We start from the raw sequence: 18,846 nt of genomic DNA on the forward strand, positions 1-18,846 counted from the left end.
CGGTATTTATTATAATTGCGTAGTACGGTCAATCAAGTAGAAATCGAGCAGGGTCATGGCGGCCATGGCTTCTACGATAGGCACGGCACGGGGCAATACACAGGGGTCGTGGCGTCCGCGGGCTTTGAGTGTGGTGTCTATGCCGTTCATATTTACGGTATGCTGCTCCATGAGTACGGTGGCCACAGGCTTGAAAGCTACGCGGAAGTAGATGTCCTGTCCGTTACTGATGCCGCCTTGAATACCGCCGGAGTGGTTGGTATGCGTTTCGATGCGTCCGTTGTTATTAAAGAACACGTCGTTTTGTTCGGAACCTTTCATCTTCAAACCCTTGAATCCTTCGCCGTATTCAAATGCCTTTGCGGCATTGATACTGAGCATGCCGGCAGCAAGGGCTGATTGCAGTTTACCGTAAATGGGTTGTCCCAGTCCGATAGGGCATCCTTTGATTACGCAAGTCACCACGCCGCCAATGGTATCGCCTTCGCCTTTTATCTTGAAGATAAGCTCTTCCATTTCTTTCGCTTTCTCCGGGTCGGGGCAGCGTACCGGATTGGTTTCAATCAAGTCGAGATCGTAAGCGGTATAGTTTTCTTCCAGCTTGATGGGGCCTACCTGTGAAGTATATGCTGTGATGCGGATGCCAAGCTGTTTCAAAGCCAACTTGGCCAAAGCTCCCGCTACAACACGCGAAATGGTCTCGCGCGCCGATGAACGTCCGCCGCCACGGTGGTCGCGTATTCCGTATTTTACATTATATGTATAGTCGGCGTGCGAGGGACGGTATACTTCTTTCAGATTGTTATAATCGTTAGAGTGCTGGTTCTCGTTCCATACGATGAATCCGATGGGACATCCGGTAGATTTACCTTCGAAAATGCCGGATAGGAATTCTACTTTATCAGATTCTTTTCGTGAGGTAGTGATACGTGATTGTCCCGGACGGCGACGGTCGAGCTCCGATTGCACGAAGTCCATATCGATGGTAATTCCTGCGGGGAATCCATCTATTACGCCGCCTATGCCTTTACCATGTGATTCTCCGAAACTGGTAAGACGGAGAATATTGCCGAATGAGTTGAACATATCAATTGCTTTAAGAGTTTATAATGAGGTTAATGCGCCAATTTGCCTTGCTATAAGAGGCTTTGACTTTTTAAAGGTAACAATTTTTTTTGTAAAACGTTTCAAAAATGACAATAAATCTTTTATTTTCGGGCTTTTGGTTACGCCGATTATCGGTTCAAAGCATGGATTCCGCCTTAAAATACATAGAAGTATTTAAGAATGTGAAGAAACTTTATAATTGTTCCTATCTGAAAAAAGGAACATCTATTTTATAGAAAAGACCTTGTTTAAAGGTTTTAAAAACTGTTATTTTGTGCCCTTGATAAAAAAGAGAGTATTATGTATCCCCTAACTATATGGGGAATTTATTAACTAAACAAGTACTTAGTATGAAGAAAAATTTGTTTTATTTATTTGCATTGATCTGTTCAATGAGTTTGTTTACTGCTTGTAGTGACGATGATGATACACAGAATAATTCTAAAGTAATTGAAGAAGTTGCAGGTGACTACAAAGGTTTGATGAATGTTTACTATGAGGAACCAGATGTAGAAATAGCTAAAGATATGCAACAGAAAATAACTATCAAGAAGTCTTCTGATACTTCAATTGGTTTGGAACTGAAGAACTTTGTGATAACAATTGCAGGTACTCCACTCCCTATTGGAGATTTAGCTATTGATAATTGCCCTTTGAAAGTTGAAAGTAATAAATATTCATTTACTGGTAGTGCTAACTTGGATTTAATTGTTGGTAAGTGTGCGGTTTCTGTTGAAGGAGCGATCAATGGTGAAGATATTGAATTGATCATCAAGGTCAATGTGGATAATGGTTCAATGAAAGTCCGTGTAGAATATAGGGGACACAAAATGACAGGTAGTGAAAGTTCGGAAGCTTTGATTAAAGAGTTTAAGTTTGATAGTGATATTATAGCTGAACAGCCAGTAATCAACGAAGATAATACTATAACTTTCAAGGTGGTTGAAACGGCAACAGCTGATGACTTAAAGACATTGAAGCCGATAATTACAATTTCTGAAAATGCAACAGTTTCTCCTGAACCGGAGATGGCGCAAGATTTTTCTGATAATAAGGTAGTGATTTATAAGGTTACTTCTGAAGATGGTACAACGGTAACAGAGTACAAGGTTTCTGCTCGAAAGAGTTCAGATGCTTTCATTGTGAACTTTGTTTTCGAGAATAATCCTTTTGTAGTAGAACAACCAGTAATTAATGAGGATAATACGATTACTTTTAAGGTAAAAGCTTCTGCTACAGCTGATGATTTAAGGGCTTTAGTGCCTACAATTACTTATTCTCATAAGGCAACGGTAGTTCCTAAGCCTGGTGTGGCGCAGGACTTTTCTGATAATAAAAAAGTTGTTTATACTGTTACTTCTGAGGATGGTACAGTTATAAAGGAGTATCAAGTTTTTATTTCAGGTACTGTGGAAAATAAAGTTGTATATGATTTTGAAAAGTGGGTTGCCGGGGTAGAAGGACAAGAGCCAGAAATGACTTTTTATGAACCAGAAGGATGGGCAAGTAGTAATACTGGAGCACATTTCTTGAAGGCTTTGCAACTTGCTGATAGTTATGTTATAATGCAAACTGATAATGCTCGTTCGGGTTCTGCTGCAGCAAAAATTCAGTCTATTGATACAAAAGGGAAGGATATGTATTTTGCCAAAGCTCCTAAAGTAACTACTGGTTCTTTATTTTTGGGAAAATTTATAACTGATACGGGGAATACTTTAAATAGTACGAAATTTGGTATCCCTTATGAAGAAAAACCTATATCTTTGCGAGGGTGGTATAAATATGTTCCTGGTGATGTATACTATATTGTGAATACCAAACCATATAAAGATAATTGTCATAATGCTGTAATAGACAATACTAAGATTGATGAATTTATGATTAGTGTAGTTTTATATGAAACAACCACTTATGATGAAACTGACTGGTCTGATTGTTTAACTGGTACAGATGAAGTAGAAAATAATATTTATACTTCAAGTCGCATTGCTGCTATTGGACAATTGACTGGTGGTGCTCAATCTAGTTGGAAAAAGTTTGAGTTACCTTTGGAATGGAAAAAACTGTATGATGCCAATAAGAAATATCGTATGACTATTACTTGTTCTTCAAGTAAGGATGGTGACAAGTTTTGGGGTGCTCCGGGTAGTACATTAATTGTTGATGATTTTGAATTGGTAAGAGAGTAATCTGATTTTTTTCAGTAAAAGTAATTAAAGTGTTGAAAATAACCAGATGATGCAATACATCAGCTGGTTATTTTATTTTTCGCCCACTCATCACCTAAATATATTAATTGGCGTTTTTCTAATTCTAATCTGTCTTTTCGTGTATGCCATGATATTTTAAGGTTATGGATATAAAAAAGAAGGAGTAAATTGTTTTTCCTTAATCTGGTTTGGAAATACATGTCATAACAATGGGATAAGTTTATGTTTTTCTCATAGCTCGCTATATATAATATGCTAAAAATATAGCAATTATTAAGTGATTATAACCGTTACCAATTTAAATAGCCAATGCGAATTTTATCTTTTGAATAGGTGTATTAGAACTTGCGCTCTACTTTCTTACTTATATAAGGAGAAGCGATTCTTCACTTCGCCCTGAATGACAGAATAATCAATTAGTTTGATTTAGGATGATACAGAAAGTGACGACCAATATTGGGTCGTCACTGCTCATATACCTTGTCGTTACTCGATAACTGTTTTATCCTTAATGCATTGAGGTGAAAAGTGACGAGTGACGATAAAAATAAGAAATTCTTGTTTAGAACGCATATCCAAACCCTAAATTCAGATAAATGGGGTACATGTTAAACGTTATCGTATCAAAATCTTTCTGGAAGATATTATTCAGTCCCCATGTCAGGTCGGCATGGACGGTAAGGTGTTTGAATGCTTTCCATTCTCCACCGAGTTGTAAGCCCCATTGGAATTTTCTTAAATCATTGGAGAAGTCATAAGTCGCAATACTTTCACCTGTGAATTCCACTTTTGAACCTGTCTGGTCGGGAGTACGCAGATGTCCTTCGTAAACGTGTCCGGAGAAGTTACCTTCCAGCAGATAGGAGAAATAGGGACCGGCGGACAATATCCAGCGTTTGCTGATATGGTAGTTTGCCAGAATAGGAATCGTCAGATAAGAGTTCTTCACTTTGGTCTTGACACCGCCTGTCCAAAGACCTGCCAATTCTCCACCGTTGGTGTTGATGATTTTCATACCGTAGTTCTTTACGGTGGCTTCGGTAGTCATATTTTTATTCTCTAACCGCAGGCCTAATGTAAGTCCCCACTTCTTGTCTTTGTCAAACCACTTGGTGGCATTACCCTCGATGGCAATGGCTATACCCGGTGCGTAACTGTCTATTTTACGTATCTCTTTAGGCAGAGGGATGGGGGATGTACCGCCGATGTTGAATCCGGCCTTTATACCGTATTCCCAACCATGCAGATAGGAGTTGATAAGACTTTTGTTTCTTTCTTCTTGTGCCTGTACGCCGGTAACCATTGCCAGCAGAACGGCTATGATGCAAATAAAATGATACTTTTTCATACTTTATATTAGTTGTCTTGGCTTATAAGTTCTAATTCGTCTACATACAATGTACTGCCAACAGCTCCTTTGAAGTAAGCGCCGTCTACACTGGAAGAAAGGACAATACTTAATTTGTATTTACCATTCTGCAATTTGCCGGTATCGATACTTTTACCGTTTACCGCTTCAAAAGGCAAGTCGAATGCTGTCCATGTATCGGTTTCTTTAGCATCTGCTTCTTTGATACGGGCGATAGACACAAGTTTGCCGGAAGTCAAATCTAAGCTGTTACCGCCATCCAGCATGAAAGTGTTATCATCGGCTTCATATAGTATGGCATAAATATCGAAACGGTCTTTTTTGTCTTTCTGGACGACGCCTTCATCGGTATAAATCTCTCCGGCTTTGAACTTATAGTAGCCTTTTAAAGATACGGGACGCTTATAATATTGTATACCGAATTTAGTGGCGCGTAACGGGTCTTTTAAAGCATTCGCCAGGTCGAAAGAACCGATAAACAGGTTCCCTGCCGCGATATACATTTTCACCATGGCACCGAAACTGCCGGTGTCGCAGGTTGTCAGCTTTAATCCTTTGCCGCGATAGCCGTCGGTGATTTGCTGGGTAGGATAACCGGTACGGCCGTCGGCCATGCTGGTTAGCTTGAAACCGGGGTTGCCGCTTGACCATTGCAGAACGCGTGACACGCTGGTTGAAGTTCCGGGTTCGAACTCATAAAGAATATCGTATTCGGTATTGTTCGATGGAAGTAATTCCTCAAAATGAAAAGAACCGGGAACCTCGGTCGGTATAATCTTTACGGTATAAGTAGAGTGCCATTCGCCGTCTTCGGAAGTTACGGTAAAGGTACGTGAGCGCGACTCGTTGCTGAAGTCATAGGTATTCATTATGTCGTCCGGATAATGTTGGTCTGCGCTGAGCGTCGCACCGGCAGGCAATGTAAACGACAGTTGTTGTTTCGATAAATTCGCTCCTTTGTGCACATATATATTTATTTCTTTCGAGTCACTGTTGATGTGAGCTAATTGTACATCCGCGCCCGTACAGGCATCAATGGCTGCTTCGGAGTTAAGCGCTTCATCCTGTATACAGGACGAGACGGCTAAGGCAAGCATGAGGGCAGTAGTCCACTTCTTAAAGTTCATATACTTCTTTTTTGAAAGTTGATAATTTGATATAGTTTAGTGAGTTGCAAAAATACGCTATTATTTTGTAATAACAGATTCAAGATGAAAAAAGTGCGATAAAGTCTGTTATTTATTTGTTATTCCGTCTATCTTTGCATAAATATCGAATAAAATATATGTCTATAATATGACTGAAACAGAAAGGAAACAGATTATTGCCTTGGTGCAGCGTGAAGTAGTTCCTGCCATTGGATGTACGGAACCTATCGCCGTTGCTTTATGTGTGGCAAAAGCAACCGAAACCTTGGGCGCAAAGCCGGAAAAGATAGAAGTCCTGTTGAGCGCCAATATCCTGAAAAACGCAATGGGTGTCGGGATTCCCGGTACGGGCATGATCGGGTTACCTATTGCCGTAGCTTTGGGAGCGTTAATCGGTAAATCGGAATATCAACTGGAAGTGCTGAAAGACAGTAACCCTGATGCCGTGAACGAGGGAAAGCGGTTTATCGGTGAAAAGCGTATCAATATATCCCTGAAAGAGGATATTACGGAGAAACTCTATATCGAAGTCTGTTGCGAGGCAGCGGGAAACAAGGCTACCGCCATTATAGCCGGAGGTCATACCACCTTTATATATATAGCCCGTAACGATGATGTCTTTTTAAATAAGCAAAATACAAGTTGCGGAGAGACGGAAGAGCAAACCGTAGATTTGACCTTGAGAAAAGTGTACGACTTTGCCATGAATGCTCCATTGGACGAAATTCGTTTCATTCTCGAGACTGCCCGTTTGAATAAAGCCGCTGCCGAACGGTCTTTCGACGGGAATTACGGTCACGGACTGGGCAGGATGCTGCGTGGTACTTATGAACATAAGATATTGGGTGATAGCGTGTTCTCCCATATCCTCTCGTATACGTCCGGTGCATGCGATGCCCGTATGGCAGGTGCCATGATACCGGTAATGAGTAATTCGGGAAGTGGAAATCAGGGTATCTCCGCTACATTACCCGTTCTTGTCTATGCCGAGGAGAACGGTAAATCGGAAGAAGAACTGATTCGCGCCCTGATGCTTAGTCATCTGACCGTGATTTATATCAAACAAAGTCTGGGACGCCTGTCCGCCCTGTGCGGTTGCGTGGTAGCTGCCACAGGCTCCAGTTGCGGTATTACCTGGCTGATGGGCGGTACTTACGAACAGGTAGCCTTTGCTGTTCAGAATATGATTGCCAACCTTACCGGAATGATTTGTGACGGCGCCAAGCCCAGTTGCGCTTTGAAAGTAACTACCGGTGTTTCTACCGCCGTTCTTTCCGCCATCATGGCAATGGAAAATCGTTGTGTCACTTCCGTTGAAGGAATTATTGATGAAGATGTAGACCAAAGTATCCGTAACCTGACAAAGATAGGTTCTAAAGGAATGGATGAAACGGATAGACTGGTACTGGAGATAATGACGAATAAAAATTGAGAATTGAGAATTAAAAATTGAGAAATAAATGCTGCGCTATATGCTGCATAGTATTTCTCAATTTTTAATTCTCAATTCTCAATTTATCAATGGCAGCATCCGTCTCCACATTCATGGTCGCCGCATCCGCCGCCGCAGTCTCCACAGTCGCATCCGCCACTGCATCCGCCGCCACTCATCATGCGTGCCATTTCTGACAATTCATCGTTGGTAGCCGGACGGTTTTCTGTGATTTCACCTACAAAGTTCAAGTCGCAACCTGCCAAGGGGTGATTCATGTCCATTACTACTACATCGTCTTTTACTTCTACTACACTTCCGTTGATGCGTTGACCTTCTGAGGTCATCAAAGGAATTACAGCGCCTTCTACTACACGTTCGCTATCGAACTTACCTTCTATCTCGAAAATATTCTTCGGGAGATCGATAACGTGCTCGTCGTCATATTCGCCGTAAGCCTCTTCGGCTTTGATTGTAAAGTCGAACTTGTCGCCTTTCTTCAAATCTTTCACTTGGTTCTCGAAAGACTCCAATGTCAGGCCTAAACCGGAGATGAATTGAAACGGATGTTCTGCAGGAGCTTCTTCTGTGAATTCTTTTTCTCCGTTTTCGATTGTGTACAACTTATATGCTAAGGTGATGTACTTGTTTTCTACTGTTTCCATTAATTTTGTTATTTCTATTGGTAAATACTGTTTTTGTCTTTACAGTGTGCAAAGATACGAATATTTTGCTTCGAGAGGGGGAAGCGTCCCGGTAATTTTCAGATTATTAAGTGCTTTGTAATTGATTAATACCTTCCTCTGAAAGCGTCCGAATGGTTTTATCTGAAACTAATAAGTGATAAAATAAGATTTTAAGGCACGGTTTCCTTACGATTATTCATGTTTATATCTTTTTTTTCTTCAATTTGTTTGGAGTTTATAAAAAAGCACTTACCTTTGCAGCATATTTATATGAAATAACAAATAAAAGAACAATAAAGATACTTTAGTTATGAATTTGCATACATCTATTAACCTGGCAGTCCTGCATATTATTCGCGTCGTGGTGGTGGCATCAAGAGCGTGAGAAAGGTTGTGTATGTATTCGTACGGTAAAGATATTTATAATAAGCCTTTCTCATTATGGTGAGAAAGGCTTTTTTCATAAAAGGAGACAGATAAGATGAAACATCAGTTACGCAGTTCGTTCAGTACACAAGGCCGCCGTATGGCAGGTGCCCGCGCATTGTGGGCGGCCAACGGTATGAAGAAAGAACAGATGGGTAAGCCCATAATCGCGATAGTCAATTCTTTTACCCAGTTTGTACCGGGGCATGTGCATCTGCATGAAATAGGCCAGTTTGTAAAGGCAGAGATAGAAAAGCAAGGTTGCTTTGCCGCCGAATTCAATACGATTGCCATTGATGACGGTATTGCGATGGGGCATGACGGTATGCTGTATTCATTGCCTTCACGCGATATTATAGCCGACAGTGTGGAGTATATGGTGAATGCGCATAAGGCGGATGCCATGGTCTGCATCAGCAATTGCGACAAGATTACTCCGGGTATGCTCATGGCTGCGATGAGGCTGAACATCCCTACGGTATTCGTTTCCGGAGGTCCTATGGAAGCCGGAGAATGGAACGGACAGCACCTCGATTTGATTGATGCTATGATTAAGTCGGCTGATGAGAGCGTGAGTGACAATGAGGTTGCCAAGATTGAACAGCACGCTTGTCCCACTTGCGGATGTTGCTCGGGTATGTTTACCGCCAATTCCATGAACTGTCTGAACGAAGCTATCGGGTTGGCGCTTCCGGGTAATGGTACGATTGTGGCTACTCATAAAAATCGTAAGGAACTGTTTAAAGATGCCGCCAAACTGATTGTTGAAAACGCTTATAAGTATTACGAGGAAGGAGATGAAAGCGTACTTCCCCGCAGCATTGCCACTCGTGAAGCTTTTCTGAATGCCATGACATTGGATATTGCAATGGGCGGTTCTACCAATACGGTGCTTCATTTGCTGGCGGTAGCCCATGAAGCCGGAGCGGATTTCACGATGGATGATATCGATATGTTGTCTCGTAAGACTCCTTGCTTGTGTAAAGTAGCTCCCAATACCCAGAAATATCATGTACAGGATGTAAATCGTGCCGGCGGTATCGTTGCCATTATGGGCGAACTTGCCAAAGGCGGCTTGGTGGATACGAATGTACGCCGTGTAGACGGAATGACGTTGGCTGAGGAAATAGACCGGTATTGCATCACCGACCCGAATGTTTGTAAGGAAGCAATCAAGAAATATTCCAGTGCCGCTGCCGGAAAGTTCAATCTGGTACTCGGTTCGCAGGATGCTTATTATAAGGAATTGGACACAGACCGTGCCGAAGGTTGTATCCGTGACCTGCAGCATGCTTATAGCAAGGACGGCGGATTGGCTGTACTGAAAGGAAATATAGCGCAGGACGGTTGCGTGGTCAAGACTGCCGGAGTGGACGAAAGTATATGGAAGTTTACCGGTCCTGCCAAAGTTTTTGATTCACAGGAAGCTGCCTGTGACGGTATTTTGGGTGGAAAGGTTGTCAGCGGCGATGTTGTCGTTATCACTCATGAAGGTCCGAAAGGCGGTCCGGGTATGCAGGAAATGCTTTATCCTACTTCTTATATCAAATCCCGTCATTTAGGTAAGGAGTGCGCGTTGATTACCGACGGACGCTTTAGTGGCGGTACTTCCGGGCTGAGCATCGGACATATCTCTCCTGAAGCTGCTGCGGGTGGTAATATCGGTAAGATTCAGGACGGTGACATCATCGAAATAGATATACCGAACCGCTCTATTAATGTGAAGCTGACGGATGAAGAGTTGGCTGCCCGTCCTATGACACCGGTAACCCGAGACCGCCAAGTGTCGAAAGCGTTGAAAGCGTATGCCAGTATGGTAAGTTCTGCAGATAAAGGGGCTGTAAGGCTGATAGAATAATTTAGGAATCCGTGCCCGAAAACAATAATAAATAGATATGGAAAACTTAATAACAGGCGCAGAAGCATTGATGCGCTCTCTGGAACATCAGGGAGTAAAGACCATTTTCGGTTATCCGGGTGGCAGCATCATGCCGGTATTCGATGCCTTATACGACCACCGAGAGAATCTGAATCATATCCTTGTTCGCCATGAACAGGGGGCTACTCATGCAGCACAAGGCTTTGCACGTGTATCGGGCGAGGTCGGCGTATGTCTGGTCACCAGCGGTCCGGGCGCAACAAATACCATTACAGGTATTGCGGATGCCATGATAGACAGTACACCGATCGTTGTCATTGCCGGACAGGTCGCTACGGGATTTCTCGGAACAGACGCCTTTCAAGAGGTGGATTTGGTAGGCATTACACAACCTATCACGAAGTGGAGTTACCAGATTCGTCGTGCGGAAGACGTTGCATGGGCTGTGGCCCGCGCTTTCTATATTGCACAGAGCGGACGTCCCGGTCCGGTTGTACTGGACTTTGCCAAAAATGCCCAAGTGGATAAGACGGAATATACTCCTACCAAAGTGGATTATGTACGCAGTTATCTTCCGGTACCCGAAATGGAACAGGAAGCCATACAACAGGCTGCAGATTTGATAAATGAGGCGGAGCGTCCGTTGGTGTTGGTGGGACAAGGTGTAGAGCTCGGCAATGCGCAGAACGAATTACGTGCTTTCATTGAAAAGGCGGGTATGCCTGCCGGTTGTACTTTGCTGGGACTTTCCGCATTACCTACGGACCATCCACTGAATAAAGGTATGTTGGGTATGCACGGTAATCTGGGTCCGAATATCAATACCAATAAATGCGATGTGCTGATTGCGGTGGGTATGCGCTTTGATGACCGTGTTACGGGTAAAATATCTACTTATGCGTCACAAGCAAAAGTAATTCATTTCGATATCGATCCTGCGGAGATAGATAAGAATGTAAAAACGGATGTGGCTGTATTGGGTGACTGTAAAGATACTCTTGCCGCAGTAACCGAATTGCTGAAACCTGCCGAACATAAAGAGTGGTTGGAAAGTTTCCTGCCCTACGAACAGATGGAGGAGGAGAAAGTAATCCGTCCCGAGCTGCATCCGACAGGTGATACATTGAGCATGGGAGAAGTAGTGCGTGCCGTTAGTGAGGCCACGAATAACGAGGCTGTTTTGGTAACGGATGTAGGCCAGAACCAGATGATGTCCGCTCGCTATTTTAAATATAGCAGGGAACGCAGTATTGTCACTTCCGGTGGTTTGGGCACAATGGGCTTCGGTCTTCCTGCCGCTATCGGTGCAACTTTCGGACGCCCCGACCGTACGGTTTGCGTCTTTATGGGTGATGGCGGTTTGCAGATGAACTTGCAGGAATTGGGTACGGTAATGGAGCAGAAAGCTCCCGTTAAGATGATTTTGCTGAACAATAACTTCCTCGGTAATGTTCGTCAATGGCAGGCTATGTTCTTCAATCACCGTTATTCGTTTACTCCAATGATGAACCCTGACTATATGAAGATCGCTTCCGCATACGAAATTCCGGCACGTCGGGTATTTACCCGCGAAGAGCTGATGAAAGCCATTGATGAGATGATTGCGGCAGACGGCCCGTTCCTGTTGGAAGCTTGCGTAGAAGAAGAAGGAAATGTTATGCCGATGACACCTCCGGGTGGCTCTGTGAATCAGATGTTGCTGGAATGCTAATATAAATGAAGAATTGAGAATTAAGAATGAAGAATTCCGGGATGTTTCTCTTTTATTCTACATTCTTCATTAAGGAGATATATACAAAATGTAATTCTTCATTCTTCATTTTTCATTCTTAATTAAAAAAGGTATGGACAAGACATTATATACAATTATCGTTCATTCGGAGAACTTTGCAGGTTTGCTGAATCAGGTAACGGCGGTATTTACCCGCCGACAAATCAATATCGAGAGTTTGAACGTTTCGGCATCCTCCATCAAGGGGGTACATAAATATACCATTACAGCTTGGACGGACAAGGATACTATCGAGAAGGTGACAAAACAAATCACCAAAAAGATAGATGTGCTGCAGGCGCACTATTTTACGGATGATGAAATCTATCAGCATGAGATCGCGCTTTACAAGATAACGACTCCCACCTTGGAGGAGAAGCCGGAAGTATCTAAAATTATCCGTAAATACAATGCGCGTATCGTGGAGGTAAATTCCGTATTCTCTATTGTAGAGAAGAACGGCATGAGTGAAGAGATAACCAATCTCTATGAGGAGCTTCGTGCGTTGGAGTGTGTGCTCCAATTTGTACGTTCCGGCCGTGTGGCTATCACAACAAGTTGCTTTGAACGTGTAAATGAATATTTGGCGGATCGTGAAGCGAAATATCGCCGGAGTAAAGAACAACAAGAATAATGAGTGAGAATAACAAAATAGGAACTTATAGGTTTGTTGCGGAACCGTTTCATGTGGACTTTACCGGGCGCCTGACAATGGGTGTGCTTGGTAACCATCTGTTGAACTGTGCAGGGTTTCATGCTACGGAACGCGGTTTCGGTATCGCAACCTTGAATGAGGATAATTATACGTGGGTGCTGTCGCGTTTGGCTATCGAGTTGGACGAGATGCCGTATCAATACGAGGATTTCTCTATCCAGACTTGGGTGGAAAATGTATACCGCCTCTTTACCGACCGTAACTTTGCCATTATCAATAAAGATGGAAAGAAAATAGGGTATGCTCGTTCCGTATGGGCGATGATTAGTCTCAATACCCGTAAGCCTGCCGATTTGCTGGCTTTGCATGGCGGCAGTATCGTGGACTATGTGTGCGACGAACTTTGCCCCATCGAAAAACCTTCGCGCATAAAAGTGACTTCTATGGAACCGGCTTCTTCCCTGAATGCCAGATATAGCGATATTGATATTAACGGGCACGTAAACAGCATCCGTTATATCGAGCATATTCTTGATTTATTTCCGATAGAGTTGTATAAGGAGAGCCGTATCCGTCGTTTTGAAATGGCGTATGTAGCCGAGAGTTATTACGGTGACGAGCTTACTTTTTATAAGGATTATGTCGGTGACGGCACGTATGATGTGGAAGTTAGAAAGAATGGTAACGAAGTGGTTTGTCGTTCTAAAGTGATATTTGTAGGAAAATAATTTATTAATCAATTAGTTGGCGTAAGCCATAAATAAAAATTAAAACAAAAAATGGCACAATTGAATTTTGGCGGTGTTATTGAAAATGTAATGACCCGCGAAGAATTTCCTTTGGAAAAAGCACGTGAGATTTTAAAGGATGAAACAATCGCAGTTATCGGTTACGGTGTACAAGGTCCCGGTCAGGCTTGTAACCTGCGCGACAATGGTTTCAATGTAATCGTAGGCCAGCGTCAGGGTAAGACTTATGAAAAAGCTGTTGCAGACGGATGGGTTCCGGGTGAAACTCTGTTCAGCATTGAAGATGCTTGCCAAAAAGGTACTATTATTATGTGTCTTTTGTCTGATGCAGCCGTAATGTCCGTATGGCCTACCATGAAACCGTTCCTGACACCCGGAAAGGCTCTTTACTTCTCTCATGGTTTCGCTATTACATGGAGCGATCGTACCGGTGTAGTTCCTCCTACGGATATCGATGTTATCATGGTTGCTCCTAAAGGTTCGGGTACGTCATTGCGTACAATGTTCCTCGAAGGCCGCGGCTTGAATTCTTCTTACGCTATCTATCAGGATGCTACCGGCAAGGCTTTGGACAGAACGCTTGCGTTAGGCATCGGTATCGGTTCCGGTTATTTGTTTGAAACTACTTTCATCCGTGAAGCTACTTCAGACTTGACAGGTGAACGCGGCTCTTTGATGGGCGCTATCCAGGGATTACTGTTGGCTCAATACGAGGTTTTGCGTGAAAACGGCCATACTCCGTCGGAAGCTTTCAATGAAACGGTTGAAGAATTGACTCAGTCATTGATGCCGTTGTTTGCAAAGAACGGTATGGACTGGATGTACGCCAACTGTTCTACTACAGCTCAACGCGGTGCGTTGGATTGGATGACTCCGTTCCACGATGCTATCAAACCGGTTGTACAGAAATTGTATCAGAGCGTTAAGTCCGGTAACGAAGCTCAGATTTCTATTGACAGTAACTCTAAGCCTGATTATCGTGAGAAACTGAACGAAGAACTAAAAGCGTTGCGTGAAAGTGAAATGTGGCAGACTGCCGTAACGGTTCGTAAACTCCGTCCGGAAAATAACTGATTCCTGATATAAATCAGAGAATAATAAAAACCTCTTTCAATTTATGTTGAGAGAGGTTTTTTCATTGCTTGTCATTAATGGTTCTTACATATTCAAGCAGCCTCTTATAGAAAGTGTGGTGGCTTAGCGTCGTTGCTTCTCCCAGGATAACCAACTTCATGCGCGCCCTTGTTATTGCTACATTCATTCTGCGTAAATCGTTCAGGAAACCGATTTGTCCTTCTTCATTGGCACGTACCAAACTGATAAAGATAACGTCACGTTCCTGCCCTTGAAACCCGTCAACGGTATTGACTGTTATCAAACTGCGGTAAGGACGTAATGAAGCGCTGCTTTTTATTTTTCCCCGCAAGTATTGTACTTGTGCCTTGTAGGGCGAGATTAGTCCGAAGTCGATTCGCTCCTCGAGAATGCGGCTACCGCCTATTCGTTGAATGTAAGCTTCCAGTTCTTTTAGTAATAAGTGGGCTTCCTCTTTGTTGATACGTCCGAATGTTTCTCCGACAAATTCTTCCTTGAAATCCATTTCGGAGGTGTCAAGCCAAGTAATGGGTGTGTCCCAATCTAATATTCCCCGGTGGCGTATTTCGGGAGCCGCTTCCAGTGCTCCGTCATAAAACCAATCTGAGGAGAAACGCATGATATCCTCATGCATGCGATACTGCACTTTCAGTAAAGATACGACAGACGGTTTGTTGGCTACCACCTTTTCCATTAAAGTTTGTTCCAGTCCACTACGTGCGGCTTCATAACATTTGATGGTAGGGGGGAGCTGGCAGTGGTCTCCTGCCAACACTACCCGGTCTGCCTTACGGATGGCTATCCAACAAGCGGCTTCCAAAGCCTGGGCGGCTTCATCAATGAACAGTGTACCGAAACGGCGCCCGTTTAAAAGGCGATGATTGCTGCTTACAAGCGTAGAAGCGATGACATGGGCGCTATCGAACAGTTCGGCATTGATTTGTATTTCCAGTGTTGTGGCACGGTCGCGCAGACGGCTCATGCGGCTACGTATTCCTTCGCGTTCATCGTAACTGCCGTGGCGGGCTTTACCGCCCAATTGCCGCAGTTCTTTACGGATACTCCATAATTCAGGATAAAGCGGATGGTTTTCAAAACGGCGTTCGTACGTAAAAGACAGCATTTTGTCATTGACACGTGTGGGGTTGCCGATTCGTAGAACGTTTACGCCTCTGTCCACCAACTTTTCGGAAATCCAATCGACAGCCATATTGCTTTGGGCGCATACCAATACTTGAGGTTCACGATGTAGAGTTTCGTAGATAGCTTCTACAAGCGTAGTGGTTTTTCCTGTTCCCGGGGGACCGTGTACGATGGCTGTATCGCGAGCGCATAATACTTTGTTTACGGCAGTTTCCTGAGTAGAATTCAACCAAGGGAAACGTACCGGGTAAAGTTCACGGAATCCGGCTCTGACCGTACCCAACAGAATATCCCGCAATTCTGCAAGACGATTGCCTTTTGCACGAAGGACATCTTCCAGCGCCTCGAACATCGTGCGGTAAGAGGTTTCGTCGAAATAAAGCTGAACTCCGAGATTATCGGCGGATTGTATATCCATGATAGTTCCCGCACCGGGCATAATCACTACCATGTATGCCTCGTTTGCATAACTGACGGTGGCTGTAAAGTTAAAGTAAGTGATTTTTCCATCGGCGGATTGGCGGAAGAAACAGACGGGACGTCCGAATTCAAAGTTATGTTCTATATCGGTATTCTCGGTATGTGTAATTTCTATTACTAATTGATTCAACGAATTATAGTAACTTCGACCCGGTGAGGCAGGATACCAGCAAAGTCCCCGTTTGATTTTTCGGGCGACACCCATATTCTCTGTCTGTCGTTTGAATTCTTCTTTTTCGTATTCGTATTCCATACGTAGCAGGAGTTGCTGCCGTTGGAGATGTATAATGGGACTGTTCGTATCTTGTTCTTTCATATCTGCAAAGGTAATAAATCTCAGTCTTTAGGGGAAGAAATGCTTTATTTTGTTAAACTTTTCCTTATTTTAATTTGTTTATTATATTAATTTGTAATCTTTACAATATTGAAAAACTAAAAAAATAAGAGTGGTTATGGTATATGATTTAACAATGCTCAAAACGTTTTATGCACTTTATGAGAGGAAAATAGAACGTATTCGGACTATATTGCAACGTCCGTTGACTTTAGCGGAAAAAATCTTGTATGCTCATTTGTATGATGAGAAGAATGTGAAGAACTATAAACGCGGCGAAGACTATGTAAACTTTCGTCCCGACCGTGTGGCTATGCAGGATGCAACTGCGCAGATGGCTTTATTGCAGTTTATGAATGCCGGTCGTGATGAGGCGGCGGTTCCTTCGACCGTACATTGTGACCATTTGATTCAGGCTTACAAAGGGGCAAAAGAAGATATTGCCACTGCAACCAAAACGAACGAGGAAGTGTATAAGTTCCTTCGGGATGTTTCTTCCCGTTACGGTATCGGTTTCTGGCAACCCGGAGCAGGTATCATTCATCAAGTTGTGTTGGAAAACTATGCTTTTCCCGGTGGTATGATGGTAGGTACCGATTCTCATACTCCGAATGCCGGCGGTTTGGGTATGGTGGCTATCGGTGTAGGCGGTGCTGATGCGGTGGATGTAATGACCGGTATGGAATGGGAACTGAAAATGCCCCGCTTGATCGGTGTCCGTCTTACAGGAACATTAAACGGATGGGCGGCTCCTAAAGATGTTATTCTGAAGTTGGCGGGAATTCTGACAGTCAAAGGCGGAACGAATGCCATTATCGAATATTTCGGGTCGGGTACCGCTTCGCTTTCGGCTACCGGAAAGGCTACGATTTGTAATATGGGTGCGGAAGTAGGTGCCACTACCTCTCTTTTTCCTTATGACGAGCGTATGGCTGCTTATCTGAAAGCTACCGGACGTGCGGAAGTGGCGGATATGGCTACTGCCGTTGCCGCAGGGCTTCGTACCGATGACGAGGTGGTTGCAAATCCGGAGAAGTACTATGACCGTATTATCGACATAGACCTTTCTACATTGGAACCTTATATCAACGGACCGTTTACTCCGGATGCGGCTACGCCTATTTCTGAATTTTCCGAGAAAGTTTTAAAGAACGGTTATCCTCGTAAGATGGAAGTGGGGCTCATTGGTTCCTGTACCAATTCATCTTATCAGGATTTGAGTCGTGCGGTATCTTTGGCGCGTCAGGTAACGGCGAAACATTTACATGTGGCCGCTCCTTTGATTGTCAATCCGGGTTCGGAACGCATACGTGCGACAGCAGAGCGTGACGGTATGATTGACGCTTTTGAAAAAATAGGCGCTACAATTATGGCAAATGCCTGCGGACCTTGTATCGGACAGTGGAAGCGTGTGACCGATGATCCTACCCGCAAGAATTCTATCGTAACTTCTTTCAATCGGAATTTTGCCAAACGGGCGGACGGTAATCCGAATACATACGCGTTTGTAGCCTCTCCCGAACTGACCATGGCGTTGACTATTGCCGGGGATTTGTGTTTTAATCCGCTGAAAGATACATTGGTGAATGCCGACGGTGAAAGGGTTAAGCTCTCCGAACCCGTAGGCGAAGAACTGCCTCTAAAGGGATTTACGGCAGGAAGTGAGGGATATACCGCACCTTCCAATGTAAAGGCGGATATTGTGGTAGAGCCTCAGTCACAGCGCTTACAACTCCTTACTCCTTTCCCTGCCTGGGATGGCGCAGACTTACTGAATATGCCTCTGTTGATTAAGACGCAGGGCAAGTGTACTACCGATCATATATCGATGGCAGGTCCGTGGCTCCGTTTTCGCGGACACTTGGAGAATATCTCGGATAATATGTTAATGGGTGCTGTCAATGCTTTCAACGGAGAAACAAATAAAGTATGGAACCGCTCTACAAACACGTACGGAACAGTTTCCGGTACGGCTAAATTGTATAAATCGGAAGGGATTCCTTCCATTGTCGTTGCCGAAGAAAACTATGGTGAGGGTTCCAGTCGTGAGCATGCTGCTATGGAACCTCGTTTTCTGAATGTACGTACTATCTTGGCTAAAAGCTTCGCGCGTATTCACGAGACGAATTTGAAGAAACAAGGCATGCTGGCGCTGACTTTTATCGATAAGGCGGATTATGATAAGATTCAGGAGCATGATTTACTGTCTGTTGTGGGCTTGAAAGATTTTGTTCCGGAACGTAACTTGACGGTGGTACTCCATCACGAGGACGGAAGTCAAGAAAGTTTTGAAGTACAACATACGTATAATGAACAGCAGATAGGCTGGTTTCGTGCCGGTTCTGCATTAAATGCACGATAG

At 43.7% G+C, this 18,846-nt stretch carries 13 protein-coding genes; 8 read left to right on the plus strand and 5 right to left on the minus strand.

What is annotated here, in order from left to right:
- Positions 1-9: 9 nt before the first annotated feature.
- Positions 10-1,086 carry a chorismate synthase gene (gene aroC / locus BUB52_RS01600; RefSeq protein WP_009123159.1) on the minus strand — a complete coding sequence of 359 codons (1,077 nt, stop codon included), beginning with the start codon at positions 1,084-1,086 and terminating at the stop codon, positions 10-12.
- Between the two features lie 371 nt (positions 1,087-1,457).
- On the opposite strand from aroC, the gene BUB52_RS01605 reads away from it, so the two are divergent.
- Positions 1,458-3,296 carry a PCMD domain-containing protein gene (locus tag BUB52_RS01605; RefSeq protein ID WP_039951107.1) on the plus strand — a complete coding sequence of 613 codons (1,839 nt, stop codon included), beginning with the start codon at positions 1,458-1,460 and terminating at the stop codon, positions 3,294-3,296.
- 583 nt (positions 3,297-3,879) lie between these two features.
- Here the strand turns inward: BUB52_RS01605 and BUB52_RS01610 are convergent.
- Both BUB52_RS01610 and BUB52_RS01615 read right to left on the minus strand, forming a co-directional pair.
- Positions 3,880-4,665 carry a porin family protein gene (locus BUB52_RS01610; RefSeq protein WP_009123162.1) on the minus strand — a complete coding sequence of 262 codons (786 nt, stop codon included), beginning with the start codon at positions 4,663-4,665 and terminating at the stop codon, positions 3,880-3,882.
- A gap of 8 nt (positions 4,666-4,673) precedes the next feature.
- Positions 4,674-5,813: a PCMD domain-containing protein gene (locus tag BUB52_RS01615; RefSeq protein WP_009123163.1), complete on the minus strand. Its 1,140-nt coding sequence runs from the start codon at positions 5,811-5,813 to the stop codon at positions 4,674-4,676.
- Positions 5,814-5,982: 169 nt separating this feature from the next.
- Between BUB52_RS01615 and BUB52_RS01620 the strand changes: the two genes are divergently transcribed.
- Positions 5,983-7,266, plus strand: coding sequence for an L-cysteine desulfidase family protein (locus BUB52_RS01620; protein WP_009123164.1), 1,284 nt, complete (start codon positions 5,983-5,985; stop codon positions 7,264-7,266).
- Between the two features lie 86 nt (positions 7,267-7,352).
- Here BUB52_RS01620 and BUB52_RS01625 read toward each other — a convergent pair whose 3' ends face one another.
- Complete coding sequence (locus BUB52_RS01625) at positions 7,353-7,931, minus strand: FKBP-type peptidyl-prolyl cis-trans isomerase (RefSeq protein WP_009123165.1); 579 nt, start codon at positions 7,929-7,931, stop codon at positions 7,353-7,355.
- Positions 7,932-8,433: 502 nt separating this feature from the next.
- Here BUB52_RS01625 and ilvD point away from each other — a divergent pair.
- The 5 genes from ilvD to ilvC all read left to right on the plus strand — a co-directional run bounded on the left by ilvD (position 8,434) and on the right by ilvC (position 14,506).
- Positions 8,434-10,236, plus strand: a complete 1,803-nt coding sequence (gene ilvD / locus BUB52_RS01630) for a dihydroxy-acid dehydratase (protein WP_039951110.1) — start codon at positions 8,434-8,436, stop codon at positions 10,234-10,236.
- 37 nt (positions 10,237-10,273) lie between these two features.
- Positions 10,274-11,968, plus strand: a complete 1,695-nt coding sequence (gene ilvB / locus BUB52_RS01635; protein ID WP_009123167.1) for a biosynthetic-type acetolactate synthase large subunit — start codon at positions 10,274-10,276, stop codon at positions 11,966-11,968.
- A gap of 133 nt (positions 11,969-12,101) precedes the next feature.
- A complete protein-coding gene (ilvN, locus tag BUB52_RS01640; protein WP_009123168.1) occupies positions 12,102-12,662 on the plus strand; it encodes an acetolactate synthase small subunit in 561 nt (186 codons plus the stop codon).
- Complete coding sequence (locus BUB52_RS01645) at positions 12,662-13,411, plus strand: acyl-[acyl-carrier-protein] thioesterase (protein WP_009123169.1); 750 nt, start codon at positions 12,662-12,664, stop codon at positions 13,409-13,411. The genes ilvN and BUB52_RS01645 overlap by 1 nt, the downstream gene beginning before the upstream one ends.
- A gap of 51 nt (positions 13,412-13,462) precedes the next feature.
- Complete coding sequence (ilvC, locus tag BUB52_RS01650) at positions 13,463-14,506, plus strand: ketol-acid reductoisomerase (RefSeq protein WP_009123170.1); 1,044 nt, start codon at positions 13,463-13,465, stop codon at positions 14,504-14,506.
- A gap of 61 nt (positions 14,507-14,567) precedes the next feature.
- On the opposite strand, the gene BUB52_RS01655 is transcribed toward ilvC, so the two are convergent.
- On the minus strand, positions 14,568-16,466 hold the full coding sequence (locus BUB52_RS01655; protein ID WP_009123171.1) for an AAA domain-containing protein: 1,899 nt from the start codon (positions 16,464-16,466) through the stop codon (positions 14,568-14,570).
- A 136-nt stretch (positions 16,467-16,602) separates the two neighbouring features.
- Between BUB52_RS01655 and BUB52_RS01660 the strand changes: the two genes are divergently transcribed.
- Entirely contained in the window at positions 16,603-18,846 is a 2,244-nt protein-coding gene (locus tag BUB52_RS01660) for an aconitate hydratase (protein ID WP_009123173.1), read from the plus strand.

Source organism: Bacteroides clarus YIT 12056, from assembly GCF_900129655.1.
GTDB classification, from domain to species: domain Bacteria; phylum Bacteroidota; class Bacteroidia; order Bacteroidales; family Bacteroidaceae; genus Bacteroides; species Bacteroides clarus.

Coding starts and splice junctions, on each gene's coding strand:
- aroC (WP_009123159.1), bottom strand. CDS start 1,086: ATGTTCAACTCATTCGGCAATATTCTCCGTCTTACCAGTTTCGGAGAA.
- BUB52_RS01605 (WP_039951107.1), top strand. CDS start 1,458: ATGAAGAAAAATTTGTTTTATTTATTTGCATTGATCTGTTCAATGAGT.
- BUB52_RS01610 (WP_009123162.1), bottom strand. CDS start 4,665: ATGAAAAAGTATCATTTTATTTGCATCATAGCCGTTCTGCTGGCAATG.
- BUB52_RS01615 (WP_009123163.1), bottom strand. CDS start 5,813: ATGAACTTTAAGAAGTGGACTACTGCCCTCATGCTTGCCTTAGCCGTC.
- BUB52_RS01620 (WP_009123164.1), top strand. CDS start 5,983: ATGACTGAAACAGAAAGGAAACAGATTATTGCCTTGGTGCAGCGTGAA.
- BUB52_RS01625 (WP_009123165.1), bottom strand. CDS start 7,931: ATGGAAACAGTAGAAAACAAGTACATCACCTTAGCATATAAGTTGTAC.
- ilvD (WP_039951110.1), top strand. CDS start 8,434: ATGAAACATCAGTTACGCAGTTCGTTCAGTACACAAGGCCGCCGTATG.
- ilvB (WP_009123167.1), top strand. CDS start 10,274: ATGGAAAACTTAATAACAGGCGCAGAAGCATTGATGCGCTCTCTGGAA.
- ilvN (WP_009123168.1), top strand. CDS start 12,102: ATGGACAAGACATTATATACAATTATCGTTCATTCGGAGAACTTTGCA.
- BUB52_RS01645 (WP_009123169.1), top strand. CDS start 12,662: ATGAGTGAGAATAACAAAATAGGAACTTATAGGTTTGTTGCGGAACCG.
- ilvC (WP_009123170.1), top strand. CDS start 13,463: ATGGCACAATTGAATTTTGGCGGTGTTATTGAAAATGTAATGACCCGC.
- BUB52_RS01655 (WP_009123171.1), bottom strand. CDS start 16,466: ATGAAAGAACAAGATACGAACAGTCCCATTATACATCTCCAACGGCAG.
- BUB52_RS01660 (WP_009123173.1), top strand. CDS start 16,603: ATGGTATATGATTTAACAATGCTCAAAACGTTTTATGCACTTTATGAG.